Raw genomic sequence first — 19,582 nt, 5'->3', positions numbered from 1 at the left:
AAGCGCACAAGATAGTCGGGGCGTGGCGCAGCCTGGTAGCGCACCTGTTTTGGGTACAGGGGGTCGGAGGTTCGAATCCTCTCGCCCCGACCATCTTAAAGTCTCTGCATAAGCAGACGACATCCTCCCCATAGATCACATTGCGACGTTGGTATCGCCCAAGCAGGCGCTGATGCTTGTTTTGTCACATCCGCCGATTCTGGTAGGTGTCTATATGCGTTTCTTCAATTAGCTTTCAGCAGAAAAGAAAATCAAACCGCAAGATATTGTGCCTTTTTTGCAAACCCGCCTAAATATAGACAAGCTGATTATTTTCGAGCATCCACACCTGTGGATAACCCTGTGGATAGTTCACTTAAAGTGAGAGGTTTTGAAGGTAACCCATATGTTTCCCACGGTTTTTCAATTTCGACCCACCTGTGAACCAATTTCGACACTTAGGTTCACGGGAATCGGGAGGGTTTCCAAAAGACATTGGTCAACAGATTTTTGTGGTCTTTCATGGTAAAAAATTCGTTGACCACACGGGGGGCAATACGTCACTTAGTACGAGTTACCGACGAAGCCACCACATATAGTGGCAGGCGGTGACAAGGGGACGGGGACGCACTCCAGACACTCAGAAGCGCATTTCGCGCTCACTTATGCCTTAGGCGTAAGGTCAGTGTCTTCGTCTTTAAATTTAGGCCACGACCCGCATGAGGCAGGTCAAACGTAATAATATCGTGCGCAGTTTTTGCGCCTGGGATTTCGGGGAAAACAAGAATGAAGATCGACCGTAAGCTGACGAAAGCCGGACAAGACGCATATGCGTCGTTAGAATTCACCTCTACCGCGTCTGAGATTCGCAACCCTGACGGGACGATCGTATTCAAACTAGATAATGTGGAAGTTCCCGCCGGTTGGAGCCAAGTGGCTTCTGACGTGATTGCACAGAAATACTTCCGAAAAGCTGGCGTCCCCGCCGCGACCAAAACAGTTAAAGAGAAGGGCGTGCCAGAATTTCTGTGGCGCTCGGTTCCTGATGACGCGGCTTTAAACAAATTGCCCGAAGATCAACGCTTTACCGGCGAAACCTCTTCCAAGCAGGTCTTCGACCGTTTGGCCGGTGCTTGGTGCTATTGGGGTTGGAAAGGTGGCTACTTCACCACCGAAGCCGACGCAAAAGCCTACTTCGACGAAATGCGCCTGATGCTGGCCAAGCAAATGGCCGCGCCCAATTCCCCACAATGGTTCAACACTGGCTTGCACTGGGCTTACGGCATCGATGGGCCGGCCCAAGGTCACCACTATGTCGACTTCCAAACCGGCAAGCTGACCAAATCCAAATCTTCCTATGAGCACCCACAACCACACGCGTGCTTTATTCAATCTGTCTCAGACGATCTGGTCAACGAGGGCGGGATCATGGACCTTTGGGTTCGTGAAGCACGCCTGTTCAAATACGGCTCCGGTACTGGCACGAATTTCTCCTCCCTTCGCGCCGCCGGTGAGAACCTGTCAGGCGGGGGGAAGTCCTCCGGCCTGATGGGCTTCCTAAAAATCGGTGACCGCGCTGCAGGAGCCATCAAATCGGGCGGCACAACCCGCCGCGCAGCTAAGATGGTCATCGTTGATGCGGATCACCCTGATATCGAAGAATTCATCAACTGGAAGGTTCTTGAAGAGCAAAAAGTGGCCTCCATTGTTGCTGGCTCCAAGATGCACGAGCAGAAGCTCAACACCATCTTCCAAGCTATCAAAGCATGGGACGGCAAGATCGAAGATGCTGTTGATCCGAAGGCTAATGATCAGCTGAAAGACGCGATCCGCGAAGCCAAAAAAGTTGCGATCCCAGAGACTTACGTCAAACGCGTGTTGGATTACGCAAAGCAGGGCTACACCTCCATCGAGTTCCCGACATATGACACCGATTGGGACTCTGAGGCGTACAGCTCGGTCTCCGGCCAGAACTCCAACAACTCCATCCGCGTCACCGATGCCTTCTTGAAGGCTGTAGAGGCCGACGCCGACTGGGATCTGGTGAACCGCAAGGACAACAAAGTCTGCAAAACCATCAAAGCCCGCGACCTGTGGGAACAAGTGGGCCACGCAGCATGGGCCTGTGCCGATCCGGGCATCCAGTACCACGACACCGTCAACGCTTGGCACACTTGCCCGGAAGACGGCGAAATCCGCGGCTCCAACCCGTGTTCCGAGTATATGTTCTTGGACGACACGGCATGTAACCTCGCGTCGATGAACTTGCTGACCTACCAAAAGGACCAGAAGTTCGACGCGGAGCTCTACATGCACGCCAGCCGTCTGTGGACGCTGACGCTGGAAATCTCCGTCACCATGGCACAGTTCCCGTCCAAAGAGATCGCGCAGCGCTCTTACGACTTCCGCACCTTGGGTCTGGGCTACGCCAACATCGGCGGCTTGCTGATGAACATGGGCTTCGGCTACGACAGTAAGGAAGGCCGCGCGATGTGTGGCGCCCTGACTGCGCTGATGACTGGCGTGTCTTACGCAACATCCGCCGAGATCGCCAAAGAGCTGGGCCCGTTCCCTGGCTACGCCAAGAACTCCGAGCATATGCTCAAGGTTATCCGCAACCACCGCAACGCGGCCCACGGCAATGACGACGGCTACGAGAAGCTGGACATCAAGCCGCTGGCACTGGACCACGCGAACTGCCCTGACCAAGACCTCATCGGCCTTGCAATGGCCGCTTGGGACGAAGCGCTGGCACTGGGCGAGAAGCACGGCTACCGCAACGCCCAATCCACAGTGATCGCGCCAACAGGCACTATCGGTCTGGTTATGGATTGCGACACCACCGGCATTGAGCCTGACTTCGCACTGGTGAAGTTCAAGAAGCTTGCGGGTGGCGGCTACTTCAAGATCATCAACCGCGGCGTTCCGGGTGCTTTGGAAAACCTCGGCTATGCCAGCAACCAGATCGAAGAGATTGTGTCCTATGCAGTAGGCCACGGTACGATCGGCAATGCACCGGGCATCAATCACACCGCACTTGTGGGCCACGGCTTCGGCGAAGCTGAGCTGGCCAAGATCGAAGCCGCACTTCCAAGTGCCTTCGACATCCGCTTCGTGTTCAACCAATGGACCTTGGGCGAAGAGTTCTGCACAGGCACGCTGGGTATCCCAGAGGCCGAGCTGAACAACCCAAGCTTCGACATGTTGCGCCACCTCGGCTTCTCTAAGGAGCAAATCGAGCATGCGAACGACCACGTCTGCGGCACCATGACCTTGGAGGGTGCACCGCACCTGAAAGAAGAGCACTACTCTGTGTTCGACTGCGCCAACCCATGCGGCAAGAAAGGAAAACGTTTCTTGTCAGTGGACAGCCACATTTACATGATGGCGGCGGCACAATCTTTCATCTCTGGTGCGATCTCCAAGACGATCAACATGCCAAATGATGCCGACATCCAAGACTGCCAGAAAGCCTATGAGCTGTCTTGGTCTTTGGGCATCAAGGCGAACGCTTTGTACCGTGACGGCTCCAAACTGTCGCAACCTCTGGCCGCCGCTTTGGTCGAGGATGACGATGAGGCGGCTGAAATTCTCGAAAGCGGCTCCAACGAGCAAAAGGCAGCCGTTTTGGCCGAGAAGGTGATCGAGAAGATCATCATCAAAGAGGTTGAGAAAGCCACCGCACGTAGCAAAATGCCTGAGCGCCGCAAGGGCTACACCCAAAAGGCGGTCGTGGGTGGGCACAAAGTGTACCTGCGCACAGGCGAGTACCAAGATGGCCAATTGGGCGAAATCTTCATCGACATGCACAAAGAGGGCGCAGGCTTCCGCGCCATGATGAACAACTTCGCCATCGCAGTGTCTGTTGGTCTGCAATACGGCGTGCCGCTGGAAGAATTCGTGGATGCCTTCACATTCACCAAGTTCGAGCCTGCGGGCATGGTTCAAGGCAATGACAGCATCAAGAATGCCACGTCGATCCTTGACTACATCTTCCGCGAGCTGGCCGTGTCTTACTTGGACCGCACCGATCTGGCGCATGTGAAACCAACAGGCGCTACTTTCGACGATCTAGGTCGTGGCGAGGAAGAGAACCTGCAAAACATCGACGACCTGTCGGAAACCGCGGCCTCTAAGTCCTTGGAAGTGCTGAAACAAATTAGCTCCACCGGTTACCTGCGTAAGCGGGTTCCACAAGAGCTGAAAGTGCTTCAGGGCGGTATGGCGTCAATGGGTGCTACCGCGCTGGACAGTGCAACTGACCCCGTTGCAGCATTGCAAACCCTGGTGCCTGAAACTGGCGACACCACTGCAGCGCTCGCAAGCGGCTCTGTGACGATGGACGCACGCACCAAGGCCAAGATGCAGGGCTACGAGGGTGAAGCATGCGGCGAATGCGGCAACTACACGCTGGTGCGCAACGGCACATGCATGAAGTGCAACACCTGCGGCGGGACGTCTGGGTGTAGCTAAACAAGATACCGGCGCTGCTTAAGAGTGGTGTCGGATTTCCGGGGCGGGTGCGCTCGCCCCTGACGCAGATCAGGCCGCAGGCAAAAAAACTTGAGCGGTATAATTACGAGCCTGATCAGTGAACCTCGGCCCCTTCTTAGGAAGGGGCCTTTTTCTTTTGAAGTGATCGACAATTGGGGATGACGTCAGATATCAAGTGCTGCTGCGACTGGCTTAAGAAGAGTTAGGCGGTCGGGAGCCATGTCAGCAATAATGATCGTTTCATCTGGCAGCTGCGCCAAGCCGTGCCCGTAAGTTGAAAAGGTTCGACAACGACCAACCAAATTACCCTCGGTATCATAGGCTGACAATCTTGGCGTTTGGTCCGTGACCAGTAACAAACCTTCGATTGTCAGGGCAAGAGCCATGGGCCTGTGAACCCCATTGATTTGCGATAACCAGTTGCCATCGGGATCGAAAATTTGGACCCGATCGTTTTCTCGATCAGCAACACAAAGCCGTCCCTTTGCATCGAACAGCAGGCTATGAGGGGTCGAGAACGCGCCCTTGCCAGAGCCGGGTTCCCCGAAAGTTCTCAAATGCTCAAGGTTAGCGCTGAAAATGTGAACGGTGCTATTCCCATAACCATCAGCCACATAGAACCGACCATCTGGTCCCTGCACGCAATCACATGGGTGATTAAAGGGACGCCCCAATTGCGGGTGATCGTTGCAATCCATCCGCGTGACTTCATTCAGCGTGCCGTCAATTACGATTACCTTATGCCCGTCCATATCTGTCACAGCCAACCGATCGCAACCGATTTTGCGCAGACCGTGTCCGCATACTAGTTGTGGAAGCTCGACGCAGGTCTCTAGCGAGGTGCCATTAGGTCCGAGCACGATCAGCTGAGGCGATTGCCTCCGAAGCACAATTATCTTGTCACCCAACGTTGCAACGTCGCTGATCCCAGCAAGTGCGGGATCAGCAATATGTTCAACCCGATAGCGTTGCTGCCCTAAGGAAACATAAGCAGCGGTGCGCCTCGCTATAGTGTCGCGGCGTTGCATCAATAAGTTTGCTCTACGAGCCAAGTAGCGATTTGAGGGAATGCGGTTAACAAGATGACCGCCAATACAAGGATCATGAAATAGGGCACGACCATGCGGGTAATCTCGAAGATGGATTTTCCTGTCAGATTTTGGATCACAAAGAGGTTAAACCCAAGTGGCGGGGTGATCTGGGCCATTTCGACAACGATGATGAGATAAGTCCCGAACCAGATAGGGTCGATCCCCACGGCGATTACGGCTGGCAGAACCACGGAAGTCGTGAGCACGACAATTGAAATCCCATCAAGGAAACACCCGAGCAGCACAAAGAAGACAGTGAGGACAGCGATCAAGCCGGTCGTTCCAAGGCCGCTGGCCGAGATGAGTTCAGCCAAATCGCTTGGTAGGCCGGAAAAGCTCATGGCTGAGGTCAGAAATGCGGCGCCAAGTAGGATCAGCCCAATCATGGCAGAGGTGCGTGTAGCCCCCATCAGCGACGCGATAAGGTTCTGAATGGAGAGTGATCCGCCAAAAGCAGCGATGACAAGTGCGCCCAAAACGCCGATGGCGGCCGCTTCGGTTGCTGTGGCGACACCGGCATAGATCGACCCGATTACGCCGATGATCAGGCCCACGACAGGGAATAGCATACGCAGCCTGCGCAAACGCTCACCCATTGGTATGCGGGGGTCTGGTGCTGGCACGCCAGATGGATTCATCTTAGACCAGATTGCGATATAAGTTGAAAACAACGCCATCAGCATCAATCCAGGGACCACACCGGCAATGAATAAGCGGTTGATCGATACCTGAGCAGCAACACCGTAGACGATCATTACGATCGATGGTGGGATCAACAGACCCAATGTGCCGGAGCCGGCCAATGAACCGATAGCTAGGCGTTCGGCATATCCTCGTGATTTAAGTTCTGGCAGTGAGATGCGACCCACAGTGGCGGTTGTCGCAGCGGATGAGCCAGAAACGGCTGCAAAAATTCCACAGCCAACAACGTTTACATGAGCCAACCCGCCGGGCAGGCGCCCGACCAATGGCGCAAGGCCCGAAAACAGATTTTCGGCCAAACGTGTTCGATATAGAATTTCACCCATCCAGATAAACAACGGCAATGCGGTCAGGGTCCAGCTTGCTGAGTGCACCCACATTACTGTCCCAAGAATTGCCTCGACCGGCGTGGAGGTGAAGACCGTAAAGATCACAACCCCAGAGGCCATAAGCGCAACGCCGACCCAAACCCCTAAGCCCAATAGCACGAAGAGAGTAAAAATAAGGACGCCCGATTGAAGAAGGAGATCCATGATCATTCTCCTCCCGACAAGGTATCAGTTTTTTCAAGCTCGACCGGAAGACCAAAGATTAAACGTCCAGTACGTTCTGCAAAGGCGACTGCAAACAACGCTGATCCAAGTGCCATCGCGGATTGCGGAATCCAAAGCGGCACAGCGATCACCCCTTGGCTGAGCTCATGATACGTCCAACTCTCTGAGACGTAACCAAAGATGGCCCAAGCGACCCATCCCATCATCACAGTAGCAAAACCCGCAGCCACAATGTCAGCGATATGGGCTATTTTCGGTGGCAGAAGCTGGCACAGAGACGTGACACGGATATGATCGCCGTGGATCAGAGTAGCGGGTAAAGCAAGGAAGATTGACGCGCTGAGCGCCCAAGCGGCGAAGTCATCAGCCGATGGGATTTGACTACCTAGCAAGCGCAGCCCAATCTGCGACAGGATCAAGACGCCAATGCCCGCAAGGGACAACGCGGCCAATGAACCACAGAAATTGAGTATATGGCGGGTTAGTAACATGTCTGCGGGCTCCGAAGGGTAGGGGCGTTGAGGTGTTTCGGAAAACACCCAAAAAAGGCCCGGGCGGATTATGCCCGGGCCATTGTGATTAGTTCAGGGCGTCGACGATTTTTTGACCGTCTTCTCCAACTTGCTCCAACCATTCGGCGCTCATCGTGGTAGCAATTGCCTCAAAGTCAGTGATCAAGCCCTGAGGGGTAGGCAAAACAGTCATGCCATTGTCTGCCATGATTTTAGTGGCTTCGACGGTGGCGGTTTCTGCCAATTCAAACCCACGATCTTCGGCCAATGCAGCGGCCTCTTGGACGGCGGCTTTGGTTCCATCGGACAAGCCGTCATAGGCACTTTGGTTTACGATCACCATGTTTTTGGGCAGGAAGGCCTGTACGTCGTAATAGTAATCCACGAAATCCCACGCCTGGCTGTCGACGCCTGTTGATGGCGACGTGATCATGCCGTTGATGACACCTGTGGAAAACGCTTGGCTAATTTCAGAGGATGCAATCGTGGCCGGAACAGCGCCCAAAAGCTCAGCTAGACGTGCCGTCGACGGGTTGTAGGCACGGAATTTCACCCCCTCAAATGAGGATGCATCGGTCACTTCGGCGTTCATGTAGACGCCCTGCGGTGGCCACGGCGCTGCGTAAAGTAACACAAGCCCGTCTTCCGCGAGTTTTTCTTCAAAAATCGGGCGTGATGCGGCCCAAAGAGCGCGCGCTTCGTCAAACGTAGTTGCCATCAGCGGGACAGCATCTGCTGAATAAATCGGGTCTTCGTTGCCAAGTGCGGAAATCAAGACTTCCCCGATTGGGACGATACCGCGTTGAACGCCGCGTTTAAGTTCGGTGCGTGCAAGCAGCACTGAGTTGGAAACCACGTCGATTTCCAAATCTCCACCAGAAAGGCGGGCGACATCATCAGCGAAAGCGCGGATATTTTGGGTCAAATAGTTTCCATCTGGTGCGTCAGCTGACATCTGCCATGTTTCGGCATGGGCAAAGCTCGTTGTCAGGGCTGCTATCGCCGTTCCGATTAGGAAGTGTTTCATTGTTGGTCTCCTTGTTGGTTTTGGTTCGTAGTCTTTTTGTCTTGTCGTGCACTCCGTCTGAGACAGGGTGGTTCGTTTAATCTTCAAGTTGCGGGAGGTCAGTTTCGTCTAGCGACCACATTAGGCCGAAGGTCTCGGCTTCGCGTACGGCGCCACCAAGCTGTTCACGCAATTGGCGCAACGTGGCTTCAGCTATGGGTTCCGACGACACATCAACCGCAATGCAGGGAGCAAGAACACGTCCTTCCAAATTTTCGGAAGGAAGAGGTGTTGAAAGGGTTTCATCTGGGGTCATGTAGTGGACCCGCAAAACACCGTCCTTTGCCATCATTTCAGCCAGAACTGGCGTAATGTCGTCAGATGACATGGCATCAGGAACAAGTTCGATCAGCACAAGCGCACCGCCCCAACCAAAGCCACCTTCTTGAGCGACATGCATGACGCGACGCCGAGTGTTCGACATGCGGCCAAAATTGGTGACCGACCATTGAGTTTGCTTGGTAAAAGCTTTGCGGTAGGCCGCGGTCGTGAAATCTGCGAGGCCGCTTGCGCGATATAGCGCGAGGTAACGCCGCGCGGAGCCTGATATTGCGCGATATCGACGGGCACCGGTAAACCCAGAAATACGAACGCGTTCTTCCATATGCTCGCGGTCGTACCAAAGGTTGAAATCAGCTTCATGGTCCGGGTCGATATCGCTCCAGACAAAAAGTTGTGCCTGATTTGTCGTACGGATATTCGTCATTCTGTATCCTGTATTTTGACAAAACTTCCCCGCTACGCGGCGGGGAAAATCCACGCGCGTTTTGGTAAAGGGCAGTGATGTCGATTTCTGTTAAGTGAGCTTCGCCATAAAGCGAGTTTCCCACAAACGGAATAATTCAGGGGGGGGTGATCGGGTTTGGTGTTGATGTCATGCGGGTGAGTGCGCCAACCGTTGATGGCGTTCGGCGCAGGCTTGTGCGAGATCAGCTATTGCCTTGTAGGTGGCAGCGTCAGAACTGCGCCGCCAGATACAATAAAGCGGCAACGGCGGCAATTGCGCATCCACATCAATAGGGAACAGTTCCGGCCCTGATAGGTCACTGGCCAATGGAAGCGTTGCTATCCCCAATCCGCGTTGTGTCAGCCGCGCAATCGCGGCCATAGACGTGATGCAATGCACGATGGAGGGCCTAAGGCCCTGTTCACTAAACAACCCTAAGACGTTGGTATGTGGACGAGAATTTCTGGTGAAGGTAATCAATGGGCTGCTCACGACATCGGCGAGCGTCAATGTCTCGTCGCGCATTCCCTCAGGACCGAACCATCCCATGGCTAGGGGCGGCAATTCGGCACAGACGCTGGATTCGTCATAGCGATCCTCAGTGGTCAGCAACATATCCAACGTCCCGCGTTCGAAAGCCGCGGTGATGTTGGGTGTAGATTCAACCGTCAATTCTAATTCCAGACGAGGGTAACAGCGCGCGACCTCTTCGATGAGATCGCACAACCACGTATGGACAACCGAGGACACGATCCCAAGACGAACCCGTCCCACGGCTGTGGCTGGGTCGGACAATGTATTGCGCAGAGTTTGTTCCGTCGCCAAAATTTCTTGCGCCTTGTCTAGAATTAGCGCGCCAGCGACGGTGATCCGAGTGGCGTGAAATTCGCGATCAAACAACCCCACCCGCAGCTCTGTCTCCAGTGCGGATATCCGGCTAGATACCGTTGCTTGGCTTACGTTTAACAGCTCTGCTGCTGCGCGGAAGCTTCCCAAGTTTGCAACGGCGACAAAGGTTTCTAAGAACCGCGTATTCATTTCAGCGGTACCAACTCAAGCGGTGCTTTCAATAGGGGGGTCGCTCCGGTTTGCGTGATCTCAAACATCTGCCCCAATGCCGCGCCACCGACACCGTCAACGAACAGGTTAGGATGAAGTTCGAGAACCATGCCGGGTTCAAGGATTGGTCCGACGTCCTTTGGCAAAGGTTCTGGATATGCCCCAAAAGTTTGCGCAAAGACAGCCGTCAGACCGGGTTCTTCGTACGTAAGTCCAAGTCCATGTCCCGCGCGAAAACTTGTCGTATCGCGGCCGTTTGCGACGCCATTTGAAGTGCCAACAGCATCTGACATCGTTTTCACGGCATCAGAAATTGAGCGGCCCGGTCCTAACGCAGCCCGTCCAAGCTGAAGGGCCATTTCAACTTGTTTATGAAGATCGATTATGGCTGAGGGCACGGAGCCGACATGCCCTGTTCGTAGGCCGTGCGCCCAGTGACCATCAACAGTTAAGGCGACACCAAACAACATCTGGTCGCCCATTTCCGCGCATTTTTCTGTTTCTTCAGGCCAATATCGGGGGTGGTCCGCCTGCGGGCGTAAAGTTAGCCAACTGCGGCAGTATTCGGCACCATGTTGACGTGCGAGGTCTTCAAGAATGCGTTGGCTTTCAGATCCTCTACGGCCTGTTTTTATGGCATCAGGCAATGCCGCGAACAAGGTGTCACATATCGCAGCGCCGAAACGATGTACGTCCAGCGCCGCGGACCCCTTGATCTGCCGCAGCCCATCAAGTCGCGACGTGACATCAAGTCCATTGTCCAGATGTGAAGCGAGGTCTCGGTATATCTTTAACGGCATTTCATCCACGCCGATCAACGCAGGTGCTTGTCCTGTTAGAAAGTCCGCCACCGTTTGTGGCCAAAGCAACTTGGGAATGTACTCAGGGGACAAATCGGCGACAGCGGCAAGCGCTGATGGGACCATAAATGGACTTGTCAGCAAAAGGCGCGATGAGCCTTCCTTTAGCAAAAGTAGAGCGCTGGATTCGTGACTGTCCCAGCCAGTCAAGAAACGCATTCCGCCGTGTGATTGCGTACCAGCCCCAAGCGCGCTGCCCATACCGAACACTACAATCGGCATTCCGCTTGTTAACTTGAGCAGCGCCGCTCGTCGTTTCGCGTGAATTGTCGGGTCAAGGTCGCGCAGCTTGGGGGGAAGCCTATCCATTGCCCAAATCAGATTCCATTGCCAAGGCGGCCCCAAAGATGGTTTCGTCTTGGCCGCCAAAACTGGTCAGCATGGCACCCATCAAGGCCTCACCCCGTCCGTAGGGTATGCTAATGCTGCACCCGTCCATGACATTCGCCAAACTGGTGTTTCTTAAGGCCAACAAGTTCAATTTAGAAAAACCGTCATCGGTCGCAACATCGTCAAAGTGCGGAGGCTGGATGGCGACGGTAGGCAAAAGTACGATTGCATCATCGATTTCAGCGCGAAACGAAGCGATTAGTTCCGCACGCTGAGACAGAGTTGTCGCAAAAACTGTTTCCGAAATTTCACGCCCACGCTCCATACGTTGACGCACTCGGGGGTCCATATGTGCGCCATGTTCGCCCAGTTTGTCTCCAAAACGGCGCAGGCTTTCATAGGCACTGAATTGCCAAACAGGCAGAGTGCCGTAGTCCTCCAAAACCGGAAGTGTTACATCGCGAAGTTCCCAACCTTTGGTCTTTAGTGTTTCACGTAATTCTGCAAATCCGGCTGTGATGGCGGGATCAAGATCGGTGAGACCAAAGTTTTGAGGAATGATCAGTTTGGGCCGCTGTTTGGCGATCGTTGCAACAGGGCGCTTTGCCATTACCTGCCATGAGATTGCACATGTTGTGACATCGCGTGCCATAGGGCCAACACTGTCGAGGCTTTCTGACAATGGCACAGCACCCGACATTGAAACGCTGGCTTGTGTCGGTTTGAATCCAACAAGTCCGCAAAATGCTGCGGGAATACGCAATGAACCGCCAGTGTCACTGCCAAGGGCAATGTCTGCCAAACCTGTCGCTACCGACACGGCACCGCCAGAGGTAGACCCGCCTGGAATACATCGGGAAAACAGCGGGTTCTCCGGAGTGCCGTCATGCGGGTTTAGGCCCAAGCCAGAATATGCGAGCTCTGTCATGGTCGTTCGACCGATAACTCGTGCGCCAGCAGTCCGCAAAAGTTCTACAGCGGTCGCGTCTTTGCTTGCGGGTTTGACATTAGCCAAAATTGGGCTTCCCGCGCGCGTGGTTTGTCCTTTGATGTCGAATAGGTCCTTTACGGATAGGACCTTGTTGTGGAGGGGGCCATCACGTCCTGCCGATTGGAGAAATTCGTCGGCCATTAGCTTGGTGAAAACACCCTCGCTGGCTTTGGCACTTGCGATGCGCTCGGCGTCTGTTGGAGAGGCAAAATCATGCAGTGTCATGCGATCACCGGTAGAGTTGTAACATTGTATTCTAAGCTGATCTCACGTTCTAGAACAGGGTCTGTCATGCGCAACCGATATGCGCTGCTTTCCCGTACGCCGCCAATTGCGCCTAATGTCCCACACAGCATCGCACCACCTTCTGGAAGGCTCGAGGCTGCAATCAACTCCGCAAGCGGGCTAATGCTGGAGAGGGTACCCGTCTGGTAGGTAACCCACTTACCCTCTTCATTAATTTCACAATGCAATTCCACTTCATCCAGATGAGGATTGACTTCGGCAAGCGGCCAAATCGCTTTTGCAACGGGTTTGGCGCAGGCCTGTTTGGAAGCGGCGACAGAATGGGCCTCTAGTAGGCGATCTGTGTGATCTGACCCCAGCCCAAGCCATAAGGCTCCGTTTGCATGTATGATTAATGGTTCGACCTCGCCTGATGTACCTTGGCCCAAAACTTCAATTTGTTTGCCTTGCCCAAGCAAGTTTACGGACGTGCGGTAAAACAAGGGAACCTGCGATGGCGGTGCCACGCCAATCGCCGCAAGCTCGTCAATGTGATGTTGAACTTTGTCTAGGTCGCGACCGGTCCAGCCGGCCACCACGAGGTGATCGAGATCAAAGCTGACGGGGCCGTTTGGTGTTTCAAATTTCATAAATGTCCTGTGAAATTAGAGGGCGGCAGGCAACCAAAGGGCCAAACCGGGAATGAGAATGAGAAGGCCAACCATACCAAGCATGATGAGGACAAATGGCAGCGCTCCAGCGACGACATCGGCCATTTTTCCGCGTTTACGGACAGATTGAACAACGTACAGGTTGAGCCCTACAGGCGGGGTGATAAGCGCCATTTCGATCAACACAATCATCAGAATGCCAAACCAGATTTTGTCAAAGCCGAAGCTTTCGATGATTGGGACAACGATAGGAATAGTCGCGACCATGAGCGATAGCGTTTCAATGAAAAAACCGAGGACGATGTAGATCAGAACGATCACCATTAGGGTTCCATAGGCACCCAGCCCCAATCCCTCGAGTAGTTGTTGCAGTTGGCGGCTTATGCCCAACGCGGTAAGGGCAAAGTTCAGAACGTAAGCCCCAATCACCACAAGCATAATCATCGACGTGGTTTTGATCGTTCCGCGCAACGCTTCATTCAACATGTCCAACGTCAATGCGCGATTTAATCCGGCGATAATCAAGGCAAATACTACGCCTAGGGCCGCGGATTCAGTGGGGGTCGCGATCCCAGCGTAGATCGTGACAACAATGGTCACGAACAAGCCCATCACTGGCAGTAGGTCAGGTAAGCCGCGCATGCGTTGGCCCCAATCGTATTCGGGGCTTTGACCACCAAGCGATGGTTTCCAAACGCATAATGCGACTACGATGAGCATAAATAAGAGCGCCAGTAAGATGCCTGGAAGTAACCCCGCCAAGAACAAGCGCGGGATCGAGGTTTCGGTTAGGAAGCCATAGACGATCAAATTAATGGATGGCGGGATCATAATCCCCAAAGTTCCGCCTGCCGCGATTGCACCGGTGAAAAGACGAGGGTCATAGCCAAGCCTGTCGCCTTGCGGCGTTGCAACTGTCGCCACGGTCGCAGCGGTCGCAACTGAACTGCCGGATGTCGCCGAGAACAACGTTGATGTGGCGATATTCGCGTGGATCAACCCACCAGGTAGCCACGATAACCAGCTGTTCAGTGCGTTATATGTGCGGCTGGCCACGCCACTGCGTACAAGGATTTCGCCAAGCAACACAAAGAACGGAATAGCTATTAACGTTCCTGAGTTGGACGAGGACCAGACCACTTGGCCCAACCCGCGCATTAAGGGAAATGGAGAGAAAAACGTGTCGAGGGCAATTGATAGAAGGATCAAGATGATGCCCACAGGGATCGAAGCTAAGAGCAACGTAAACAGCCCTGATGTGGTAAATAGGATCATAGCTCCGCCTTTACCCCCGCGACATCGTCAACCGCGGACCAGTCGCGTTTGATCACGAAAACCAGGCAAGACGCCAAAAGAAGTAGGGCAGAGACGGCAAACCACAACCACCCAGCGAACCAAAGGGTTTGAGGCCATGCCAGCGGTGTTGCCAGAACAGTGTTTGCGCGTGAATCGTTGGCGAGGGTGGACGCTAGAACGCCCCACCCCCGCCATCCGATTACAATCGCGGTACCCGCCAAGGCAGCAAGCGAGATCAAGTCCATTGCAGCGCGTCCTGCTGGGATCAGTTTGTTGCGGATCAGTTCGATGCGAACATGCGCCCGCTCGGTGAGCGCGTAACTCACCCCCCAAGCGGTTGCGATGGCCATCACGTAACCGGACAATTCATCTGTACCGCCCAATGGATGTCCATAGGCACGCATCGCCACATCTGTAAGGATTGCGACAACTGCGACCAACAACATGATACCCGCGCTCAGGGCAATATAGCCGTTGATGCGCGCCAATGTTTCAACAAGACCTTGCATGGGGATCGCCTCAGTTTGCGACGAAAGTAACGCCAGTGGTCGCACCAACGGTGTCGTTCCAACGTTGACCCCAGTCACCGCCCGCGCGTTCAGACCATTCAGGCAAAATTGTTGTGACCAACAACTCTTTAACAATCGCTTCATCCGCCGGCGTTGCTTCAACCAAAGTCATGTCACGCGTGTCGCCCAAGGTGCATTCTCCACCTGTCAGGCAGGCGATTTCGGAAGACATATTTGCCTGTGCTTCGGCCCATGCAGGCTTTTCGATCTGTTCAACGAAGGATGTCGTTAGTGCATTTTGCTTTTCACCATCCAGTGCATTCCATCGATCCAGACGGATCGCTGCAACAACTGGGTCCCAACCACCAAGTGCGAGAGGCAGCAGGTGCGTAGAAACTTCCCACCAACCTGAACTGTACCCTGATCCAGCGCCAGTGACGGCACAATCGATAACGCCGCGTTGCAGTGCTCCGGGAACTTCACCGAATGACATCGTAACAGCTTCAGAGCCCAAACCTTCAAGAACATTTGCGGTCATGCGGCCAGACGCGCGCACTTTTAAACCTTTAAGATCAGCGAGCCCGGCAATTGACGCGTTACAAAAAACGATTTGCGCGGGGTAGGGTGCAGTGCCGATGACATGGGCATTAAAGACGGTTTCAAAAATGTCATTCATCATCGGACGAGCTGCGTCCAAAGCGATTTTGGCTTCATTTGCATCGCTGGCGACCAATGGCACATCAAGGCCTTCAAGTGCCGCGCTGTCAGAGACGGCATAATCTGCCGCAGTCATGCCCACGTCGAAAACGCCTTGGGACATCATGCGAAAGACATCGCCACCTGAAATACCCATCTGGTCATGGGTCGTCAGAGCTACCTCAAGATCTCCGCCAGCGGCGTCTGGCAGGCCTTTCGTCCAGAAAGGCGCTTCGTAGTTCTTGTGCAGCGGCAAGCCGCTCCAACTGCCGACAACGGAAAGGTTGTCTTGTGCCTGGGCAGCGGTGCCCAGAAATAGTGCTGTGAGTGTGAATGTAAACTTGTTCATTGGCAGACCCCTATTGGAAATGGACGCAATTGCAGCATCCTTGCGGTTAAGCTCTGTGGCAGGGGTGATTTTGTCAAATTTTATGTTTAGATATAAAGTGATAATGAATCGCTATCATTAGGTGAGCTACACTCATGAACTTCGACCAAGTACTTACCTTTCTTTCTGTTGCGCGTTTGGGAGCTGTCCGGCGTGCGGCAGCTGCGATGAATCTCTCGCAACCTGCCGTTTCAAATAGAATTTTGGCATTGGAAAAGGAGCTGAATGTCACTTTGTTCGACCGCAGCGGTGGCGGGATGCAGCTGAGCCGTGCAGGTGTTTTGCTGGTTCCGCACGCTGAAGTCTTGGAGCAAACTATGAACAGAATCAGTTTAGAACTTGCCCCGTCAGAACTGTTCGAGTCTGTATTGCGACTTGGTGTAATTGAAACCGCTGCTGAAAGCTGGCTTGCTGAGTTTCTGACCCGTTTTCACCGATTGTATCCTCGGGTTTTGGTCGAAGTGTCTGTCGATATTTCTGTAAATCTGCGCGAGCAAGTTTTGGAACGTTCGCTTGATCTTGTTGTCTTGATGGGGCCGATCTCGGATTACACAGTTACCAACGTAGCCTTGCCATCCGTAGAGATGGGGTGGTTTAAGCGGTCGGATGCCAAGGATCCTGATCTTTCCAAAACACCCGTCATCACGTTTCACCGTAAGTCTCGTCCGTTTCAAGAAATTCACGCCAATTTGACGCGCCTTTATGGGTCGGGAGTACGGGTTTTTCCTACTAGTGCGTTATCGACTGGGTTTGAAATGGTTGGGGCAGGGATCGGCGCGGGGGCATTTCCCAAGCTTGCGTCGTACCGCAGTATTGAAAGCGGGCGAGTCGCGCTGTTTAACCCCGGCTGGACGCCCAGTTCGTTAGCGATGTCAGCATCATATTTACGCGAATATGAGGGCACCTTCATCGAGAAGGCTGTGCAATGTCTAAACGACGTCGCGTGTGGCTCGGCATCCCAACAAGCTATGTGAACATGTTTGGTCGCCCCTCAACCTATATCGCGAGAACAGTTTGGACCCATTTGTCGAAATCCACAGTGCATCGCGTGCTTACCGCACGAGATCTGATCCCCAGCCCTGCGGCCACCGTCATCAAGGCAGCCTACGAGTTTAAAGACAAAAAAGGGATGACCCCGTAGCTGTTTCAGTGACGGGGTTTTTCTTTATCTTTGAAAACATAGGTAATTATGAAATTGGGGCATCTCACACTTACACTTCCATTTGGCCCGCCAAGAACACCTTATTTGGCTGGAAGGTAACGGCCCAGGAATCCCTCAAGCGCAACCCAATATTCAGCCGCGCCATTCCCATCCAACGACGATGCACCGTGACGACCAGAGCCCTTCGGGATAAATCCGACAACCGGAGAACCAATTCGTCCCGCGAACTTCTGCCATTGGCGCGCTTCGCCGCGCGCACTTGTCAAGAACGTGGGCGCTTTGATGTCGCCAACCTTCTTCGCGACATAATTTTTGGAACCATAATATTCGCCCGGAGAGAACGACATGACCGCATCCGCGAATTTTCGGTCCTGCGCCGAAAGCACCAAGACGAGGCCCGCAGAGTAGGAGGAGCCAAGGACGCCGACGTGGCTCGCACTCGCATTTTTCCGCGCCCAATGGGAGGCCGCGACAAGGTCAGGAATTGCTCCGACGTAATCCGTACTGCCGCCCGCCGATCTTACTGTTTCATTCCGAACGCCATTGAAGCTCCCGCCGGAGCGTTGGTCCACCGCAAGAGTGGCATAACCTAGGGTATTCAAACGCTTGGAGATGTTGGTGTACTCACCTCGGCTTGCTCCGGCCATGTGGAACAAAACAACGACTGATTTGTAGCTCCCATCTGGCTCCTTGAAATCTGCAGTGACCGTGACCCCATCCGACGCCTCAAACTGCACCGTTTTCGCACCTGCCAATGAGGTGGACAAAAGCACTATACTCAACGCGGTTAACAGTTTTTTCATGGTGGGCCCTTTCTTCTGTTGGACCCTACATAGCAGCTCGACTGAAAGCCTCAGATAACGATTTAGAGATAATTTCCGAGCGAACTTGAAACGATCACCTATGATCGCTTCAAACCGATACCAATTTGCAATGGAAGCCGGCAGACCTATACAAATCAGCCGACAAAGCGGGCCTTTACGGAGATTGCAGTGAAGGAGCGGTTTGAGCTCTTTTACTGAATTTCTGTCATGCCGCGAACGCATTGTGTGGATGGGCAAAACGTTCAACAATCACTTCGGTTTTGAGTGGGGTTTGTGGGAATATCAAACGAGGACTTTTTACTGCCTCCCAAAAACGAGGTTTTTTTAGAACACGCTGGAAAGTTCGATATCCAGCCGTGCTGCGATATACATGCGCACGCCAACACCGAAGGATAGCTTGATGGAGAACGACACCGCCAGCCGACATGTCATCCTATCCGGATGTTCCGGCGGAGGAAAATCGACGCTACTGGCTGTACTCAGGCGACGGGGCTTCGTCACTGTCGAGGAACCCGGCCGAAGGATCGTCGCGGAGGAAATGCGCGGCGAGGGCAAGGCGCTTCCTTGGGTCGATCTGGAGGCGTTCGCAAGACGGGCCATCGAAATGGCATATCACGACCGAGAGGGCATAAAACATACGGAAAATTGGGTGTTCTTCGATCGCGGGCTTGTGGATGCAGCCGTCGCGCTGGAGCACGCAACTGGGATAGCCGCATCTGACACTGTTTCAGCAGGAAGCCGCTTCCACCAACAGGTTTTCATGACCCCGCCTTGGCCTGAAATCTACCGAGTGGACGGCGAACGAAAGCACAGCATGGAGGAAGGTTTCGGCGAATACCATCGGTTGCTCGATGCCTTCGGGCAACTTGGATACGATACGGTCAGCTTGCCGAAGATCGATGTCGAGGCGCGGGCTGATTTCGTTCTGGAGTGTCTTTCCTAATTTTTGCGGCATCGACGTAGTTCCAATAAAGGACCTTCTTTGGAAAGGTTCGCCAAACCAGACATTGACGAACGTGCCATGGGAGGCAACTTCGTCCGCTCTGCGGATAATATGCGATGCCGTTTGATCGCCACTCGTAGCTATGTCACCGTGAAATAGGCTTAGCGTGGGGCTGGAGCAGCTCGCGAAATCTGGGCCGCCGCCACTTTTGCAGTTTGAACACCTTGGTGGTGCTCTTCGCTATAAAACTCCTCAATTCGGAAAATCCGGCGCTAGAGCGGTCGCATTTCATCCTTACCCTGCCACTTAAAGCCGTCCTTGGTTCTTAAGAGACACCGCCAACGCCTCGGCCCGTGTGTCTCCGGCCTCAAGCGCGAAAATATAGGCTTGAGTGAGGTAGAACCCCCGCGCGACATTGGTCTCAGCCTGCGACGCAGCCTTTGCATAAAGTTCGGTTAACGCGGTTAAGTCACCAGCGGCGTGCGCTGCCAGTAACATTGCAT

At 53.8% G+C, this 19,582-nt stretch carries 17 protein-coding genes and 1 tRNA gene; 4 read left to right on the top strand and 14 right to left on the bottom strand.

From position 1 onward, the window contains the following. The first annotated feature begins 16 nt into the window (after window positions 1–16). Together ABJN86_RS02320 and ABJN86_RS02315 are read left to right on the top strand one after the other, a co-directional pair. A tRNA-Pro gene (locus tag ABJN86_RS02320) sits at window positions 17–93 on the top strand. 672 nt (window positions 94–765) lie between these two features. Then, entirely contained in the window at window positions 766–4,452 is a 3,687-nt protein-coding gene (locus tag ABJN86_RS02315; protein ID WP_348364306.1) for a vitamin B12-dependent ribonucleotide reductase, read from the top strand. A gap of 185 nt (window positions 4,453–4,637) precedes the next feature. On the opposite strand, the gene ABJN86_RS02310 is transcribed toward ABJN86_RS02315, so the two are convergent. The 12 genes from ABJN86_RS02310 to ABJN86_RS02255 all read right to left on the bottom strand — a co-directional run bounded on the left by ABJN86_RS02310 (window position 4,638) and on the right by ABJN86_RS02255 (window position 16,111). Continuing rightward, window positions 4,638–5,501 carry a hypothetical protein gene (locus ABJN86_RS02310; RefSeq protein WP_348364308.1) on the bottom strand — a complete coding sequence of 288 codons (864 nt, stop codon included), beginning with the start codon at window positions 5,499–5,501 and terminating at the stop codon, window positions 4,638–4,640. Further along, window positions 5,501–6,799: a TRAP transporter large permease subunit gene (locus ABJN86_RS02305; protein ID WP_348364310.1), complete on the bottom strand. Its 1,299-nt coding sequence runs from the start codon at window positions 6,797–6,799 to the stop codon at window positions 5,501–5,503. The genes ABJN86_RS02310 and ABJN86_RS02305 overlap by 1 nt, the downstream gene beginning before the upstream one ends. Window positions 6,800–6,801: 2 nt before the next feature. Further along, entirely contained in the window at window positions 6,802–7,311 is a 510-nt protein-coding gene (locus ABJN86_RS02300) for a TRAP transporter small permease (RefSeq protein ID WP_348364311.1), read from the bottom strand. An 88-nt stretch (window positions 7,312–7,399) separates the two neighbouring features. Then, on the bottom strand, window positions 7,400–8,359 hold the full coding sequence (locus ABJN86_RS02295) for a TRAP transporter substrate-binding protein (RefSeq protein WP_348364313.1): 960 nt from the start codon (window positions 8,357–8,359) through the stop codon (window positions 7,400–7,402). A gap of 76 nt (window positions 8,360–8,435) precedes the next feature. Further along, window positions 8,436–9,104 carry a hypothetical protein gene (locus ABJN86_RS02290; RefSeq protein WP_348364315.1) on the bottom strand — a complete coding sequence of 223 codons (669 nt, stop codon included), beginning with the start codon at window positions 9,102–9,104 and terminating at the stop codon, window positions 8,436–8,438. Between the two features lie 168 nt (window positions 9,105–9,272). Beyond that, complete coding sequence (locus ABJN86_RS02285) at window positions 9,273–10,163, bottom strand: LysR family transcriptional regulator (RefSeq protein ID WP_348364317.1); 891 nt, start codon at window positions 10,161–10,163, stop codon at window positions 9,273–9,275. Beyond that, window positions 10,160–11,353: a M24 family metallopeptidase gene (locus tag ABJN86_RS02280; RefSeq protein WP_348364318.1), complete on the bottom strand. Its 1,194-nt coding sequence runs from the start codon at window positions 11,351–11,353 to the stop codon at window positions 10,160–10,162. Before ABJN86_RS02280 ends, ABJN86_RS02285 begins: the two co-directional genes overlap by 4 nt. Beyond that, complete coding sequence (locus ABJN86_RS02275; protein ID WP_348364320.1) at window positions 11,346–12,590, bottom strand: amidase family protein; 1,245 nt, start codon at window positions 12,588–12,590, stop codon at window positions 11,346–11,348. Before ABJN86_RS02275 ends, ABJN86_RS02280 begins: the two co-directional genes overlap by 8 nt. Further along, window positions 12,587–13,240, bottom strand: coding sequence for a DUF2848 domain-containing protein (locus tag ABJN86_RS02270; RefSeq protein ID WP_348364321.1), 654 nt, complete (start codon window positions 13,238–13,240; stop codon window positions 12,587–12,589). The genes ABJN86_RS02275 and ABJN86_RS02270 overlap by 4 nt, the downstream gene beginning before the upstream one ends. 15 nt (window positions 13,241–13,255) lie before the next feature. Continuing rightward, on the bottom strand, window positions 13,256–14,536 hold the full coding sequence (locus ABJN86_RS02265; protein WP_348364323.1) for a TRAP transporter large permease: 1,281 nt from the start codon (window positions 14,534–14,536) through the stop codon (window positions 13,256–13,258). Continuing rightward, on the bottom strand, window positions 14,533–15,066 hold the full coding sequence (locus ABJN86_RS02260; protein WP_348364324.1) for a TRAP transporter small permease: 534 nt from the start codon (window positions 15,064–15,066) through the stop codon (window positions 14,533–14,535). The genes ABJN86_RS02265 and ABJN86_RS02260 overlap by 4 nt, the downstream gene beginning before the upstream one ends. 10 nt (window positions 15,067–15,076) lie before the next feature. Beyond that, complete coding sequence (locus tag ABJN86_RS02255) at window positions 15,077–16,111, bottom strand: TRAP transporter substrate-binding protein (protein WP_348364326.1); 1,035 nt, start codon at window positions 16,109–16,111, stop codon at window positions 15,077–15,079. Between the two features lie 134 nt (window positions 16,112–16,245). Between ABJN86_RS02255 and ABJN86_RS02250 the strand changes: the two genes are divergently transcribed. Then, a complete protein-coding gene (locus ABJN86_RS02250) occupies window positions 16,246–17,124 on the top strand; it encodes a LysR family transcriptional regulator (RefSeq protein WP_348364328.1) in 879 nt (292 codons plus the stop codon). A gap of 268 nt (window positions 17,125–17,392) precedes the next feature. On the opposite strand, the gene ABJN86_RS02245 is transcribed toward ABJN86_RS02250, so the two are convergent. After that, a complete protein-coding gene (locus ABJN86_RS02245; protein ID WP_348364330.1) occupies window positions 17,393–18,115 on the bottom strand; it encodes a dienelactone hydrolase family protein in 723 nt (240 codons plus the stop codon). A 421-nt stretch (window positions 18,116–18,536) separates the two neighbouring features. Here ABJN86_RS02245 and ABJN86_RS02240 point away from each other — a divergent pair, with 421 nt between their 5' ends. Then, window positions 18,537–19,079, top strand: coding sequence for an AAA family ATPase (locus tag ABJN86_RS02240; RefSeq protein WP_348364332.1), 543 nt, complete (start codon window positions 18,537–18,539; stop codon window positions 19,077–19,079). Between the two features lie 306 nt (window positions 19,080–19,385). Here the strand turns inward: ABJN86_RS02240 and ABJN86_RS02235 are convergent, their stop codons facing one another. Next, complete coding sequence (locus ABJN86_RS02235) at window positions 19,386–19,577, bottom strand: hypothetical protein (protein ID WP_348364333.1); 192 nt, start codon at window positions 19,575–19,577, stop codon at window positions 19,386–19,388. Window positions 19,578–19,582: the final 5 nt, after the last annotated feature.

The sequence above is a fragment of the Litoreibacter sp. genome (genome assembly GCF_039974535.1).
GTDB lineage: Bacteria > Pseudomonadota > Alphaproteobacteria > Rhodobacterales > Rhodobacteraceae > Litoreibacter.
This window is presented reverse-complemented; position numbering and strand designations above follow the sequence as displayed.

What these genes read in the sequence shown, in the direction of transcription:
- ABJN86_RS02315 (WP_348364306.1), top strand. Translation starts at nt 766, where the DNA reads ATGAAGATCGACCGTAAGCTGACGAAAGCCGGACAAGACGCATATGCG.
- ABJN86_RS02310 (WP_348364308.1), bottom strand. Translation starts at nt 5,501, where the DNA reads ATGCAACGCCGCGACACTATAGCGAGGCGCACCGCTGCTTATGTTTCC.
- ABJN86_RS02305 (WP_348364310.1), bottom strand. Translation starts at nt 6,799, where the DNA reads ATGGATCTCCTTCTTCAATCGGGCGTCCTTATTTTTACTCTCTTCGTG.
- ABJN86_RS02300 (WP_348364311.1), bottom strand. Translation starts at nt 7,311, where the DNA reads ATGTTACTAACCCGCCATATACTCAATTTCTGTGGTTCATTGGCCGCG.
- ABJN86_RS02295 (WP_348364313.1), bottom strand. Translation starts at nt 8,359, where the DNA reads ATGAAACACTTCCTAATCGGAACGGCGATAGCAGCCCTGACAACGAGC.
- ABJN86_RS02290 (WP_348364315.1), bottom strand. Translation starts at nt 9,104, where the DNA reads ATGACGAATATCCGTACGACAAATCAGGCACAACTTTTTGTCTGGAGC.
- ABJN86_RS02285 (WP_348364317.1), bottom strand. Translation starts at nt 10,163, where the DNA reads ATGAATACGCGGTTCTTAGAAACCTTTGTCGCCGTTGCAAACTTGGGA.
- ABJN86_RS02280 (WP_348364318.1), bottom strand. Translation starts at nt 11,353, where the DNA reads ATGGATAGGCTTCCCCCCAAGCTGCGCGACCTTGACCCGACAATTCAC.
- ABJN86_RS02275 (WP_348364320.1), bottom strand. Translation starts at nt 12,590, where the DNA reads ATGACACTGCATGATTTTGCCTCTCCAACAGACGCCGAGCGCATCGCA.
- ABJN86_RS02270 (WP_348364321.1), bottom strand. Translation starts at nt 13,240, where the DNA reads ATGAAATTTGAAACACCAAACGGCCCCGTCAGCTTTGATCTCGATCAC.
- ABJN86_RS02265 (WP_348364323.1), bottom strand. Translation starts at nt 14,536, where the DNA reads ATGATCCTATTTACCACATCAGGGCTGTTTACGTTGCTCTTAGCTTCG.
- ABJN86_RS02260 (WP_348364324.1), bottom strand. Translation starts at nt 15,066, where the DNA reads ATGCAAGGTCTTGTTGAAACATTGGCGCGCATCAACGGCTATATTGCC.
- ABJN86_RS02255 (WP_348364326.1), bottom strand. Translation starts at nt 16,111, where the DNA reads ATGAACAAGTTTACATTCACACTCACAGCACTATTTCTGGGCACCGCT.
- ABJN86_RS02250 (WP_348364328.1), top strand. Translation starts at nt 16,246, where the DNA reads ATGAACTTCGACCAAGTACTTACCTTTCTTTCTGTTGCGCGTTTGGGA.
- ABJN86_RS02245 (WP_348364330.1), bottom strand. Translation starts at nt 18,115, where the DNA reads ATGAAAAAACTGTTAACCGCGTTGAGTATAGTGCTTTTGTCCACCTCA.
- ABJN86_RS02240 (WP_348364332.1), top strand. Translation starts at nt 18,537, where the DNA reads ATGGAGAACGACACCGCCAGCCGACATGTCATCCTATCCGGATGTTCC.
- ABJN86_RS02235 (WP_348364333.1), bottom strand. Translation starts at nt 19,577, where the DNA reads ATGTTACTGGCAGCGCACGCCGCTGGTGACTTAACCGCGTTAACCGAA.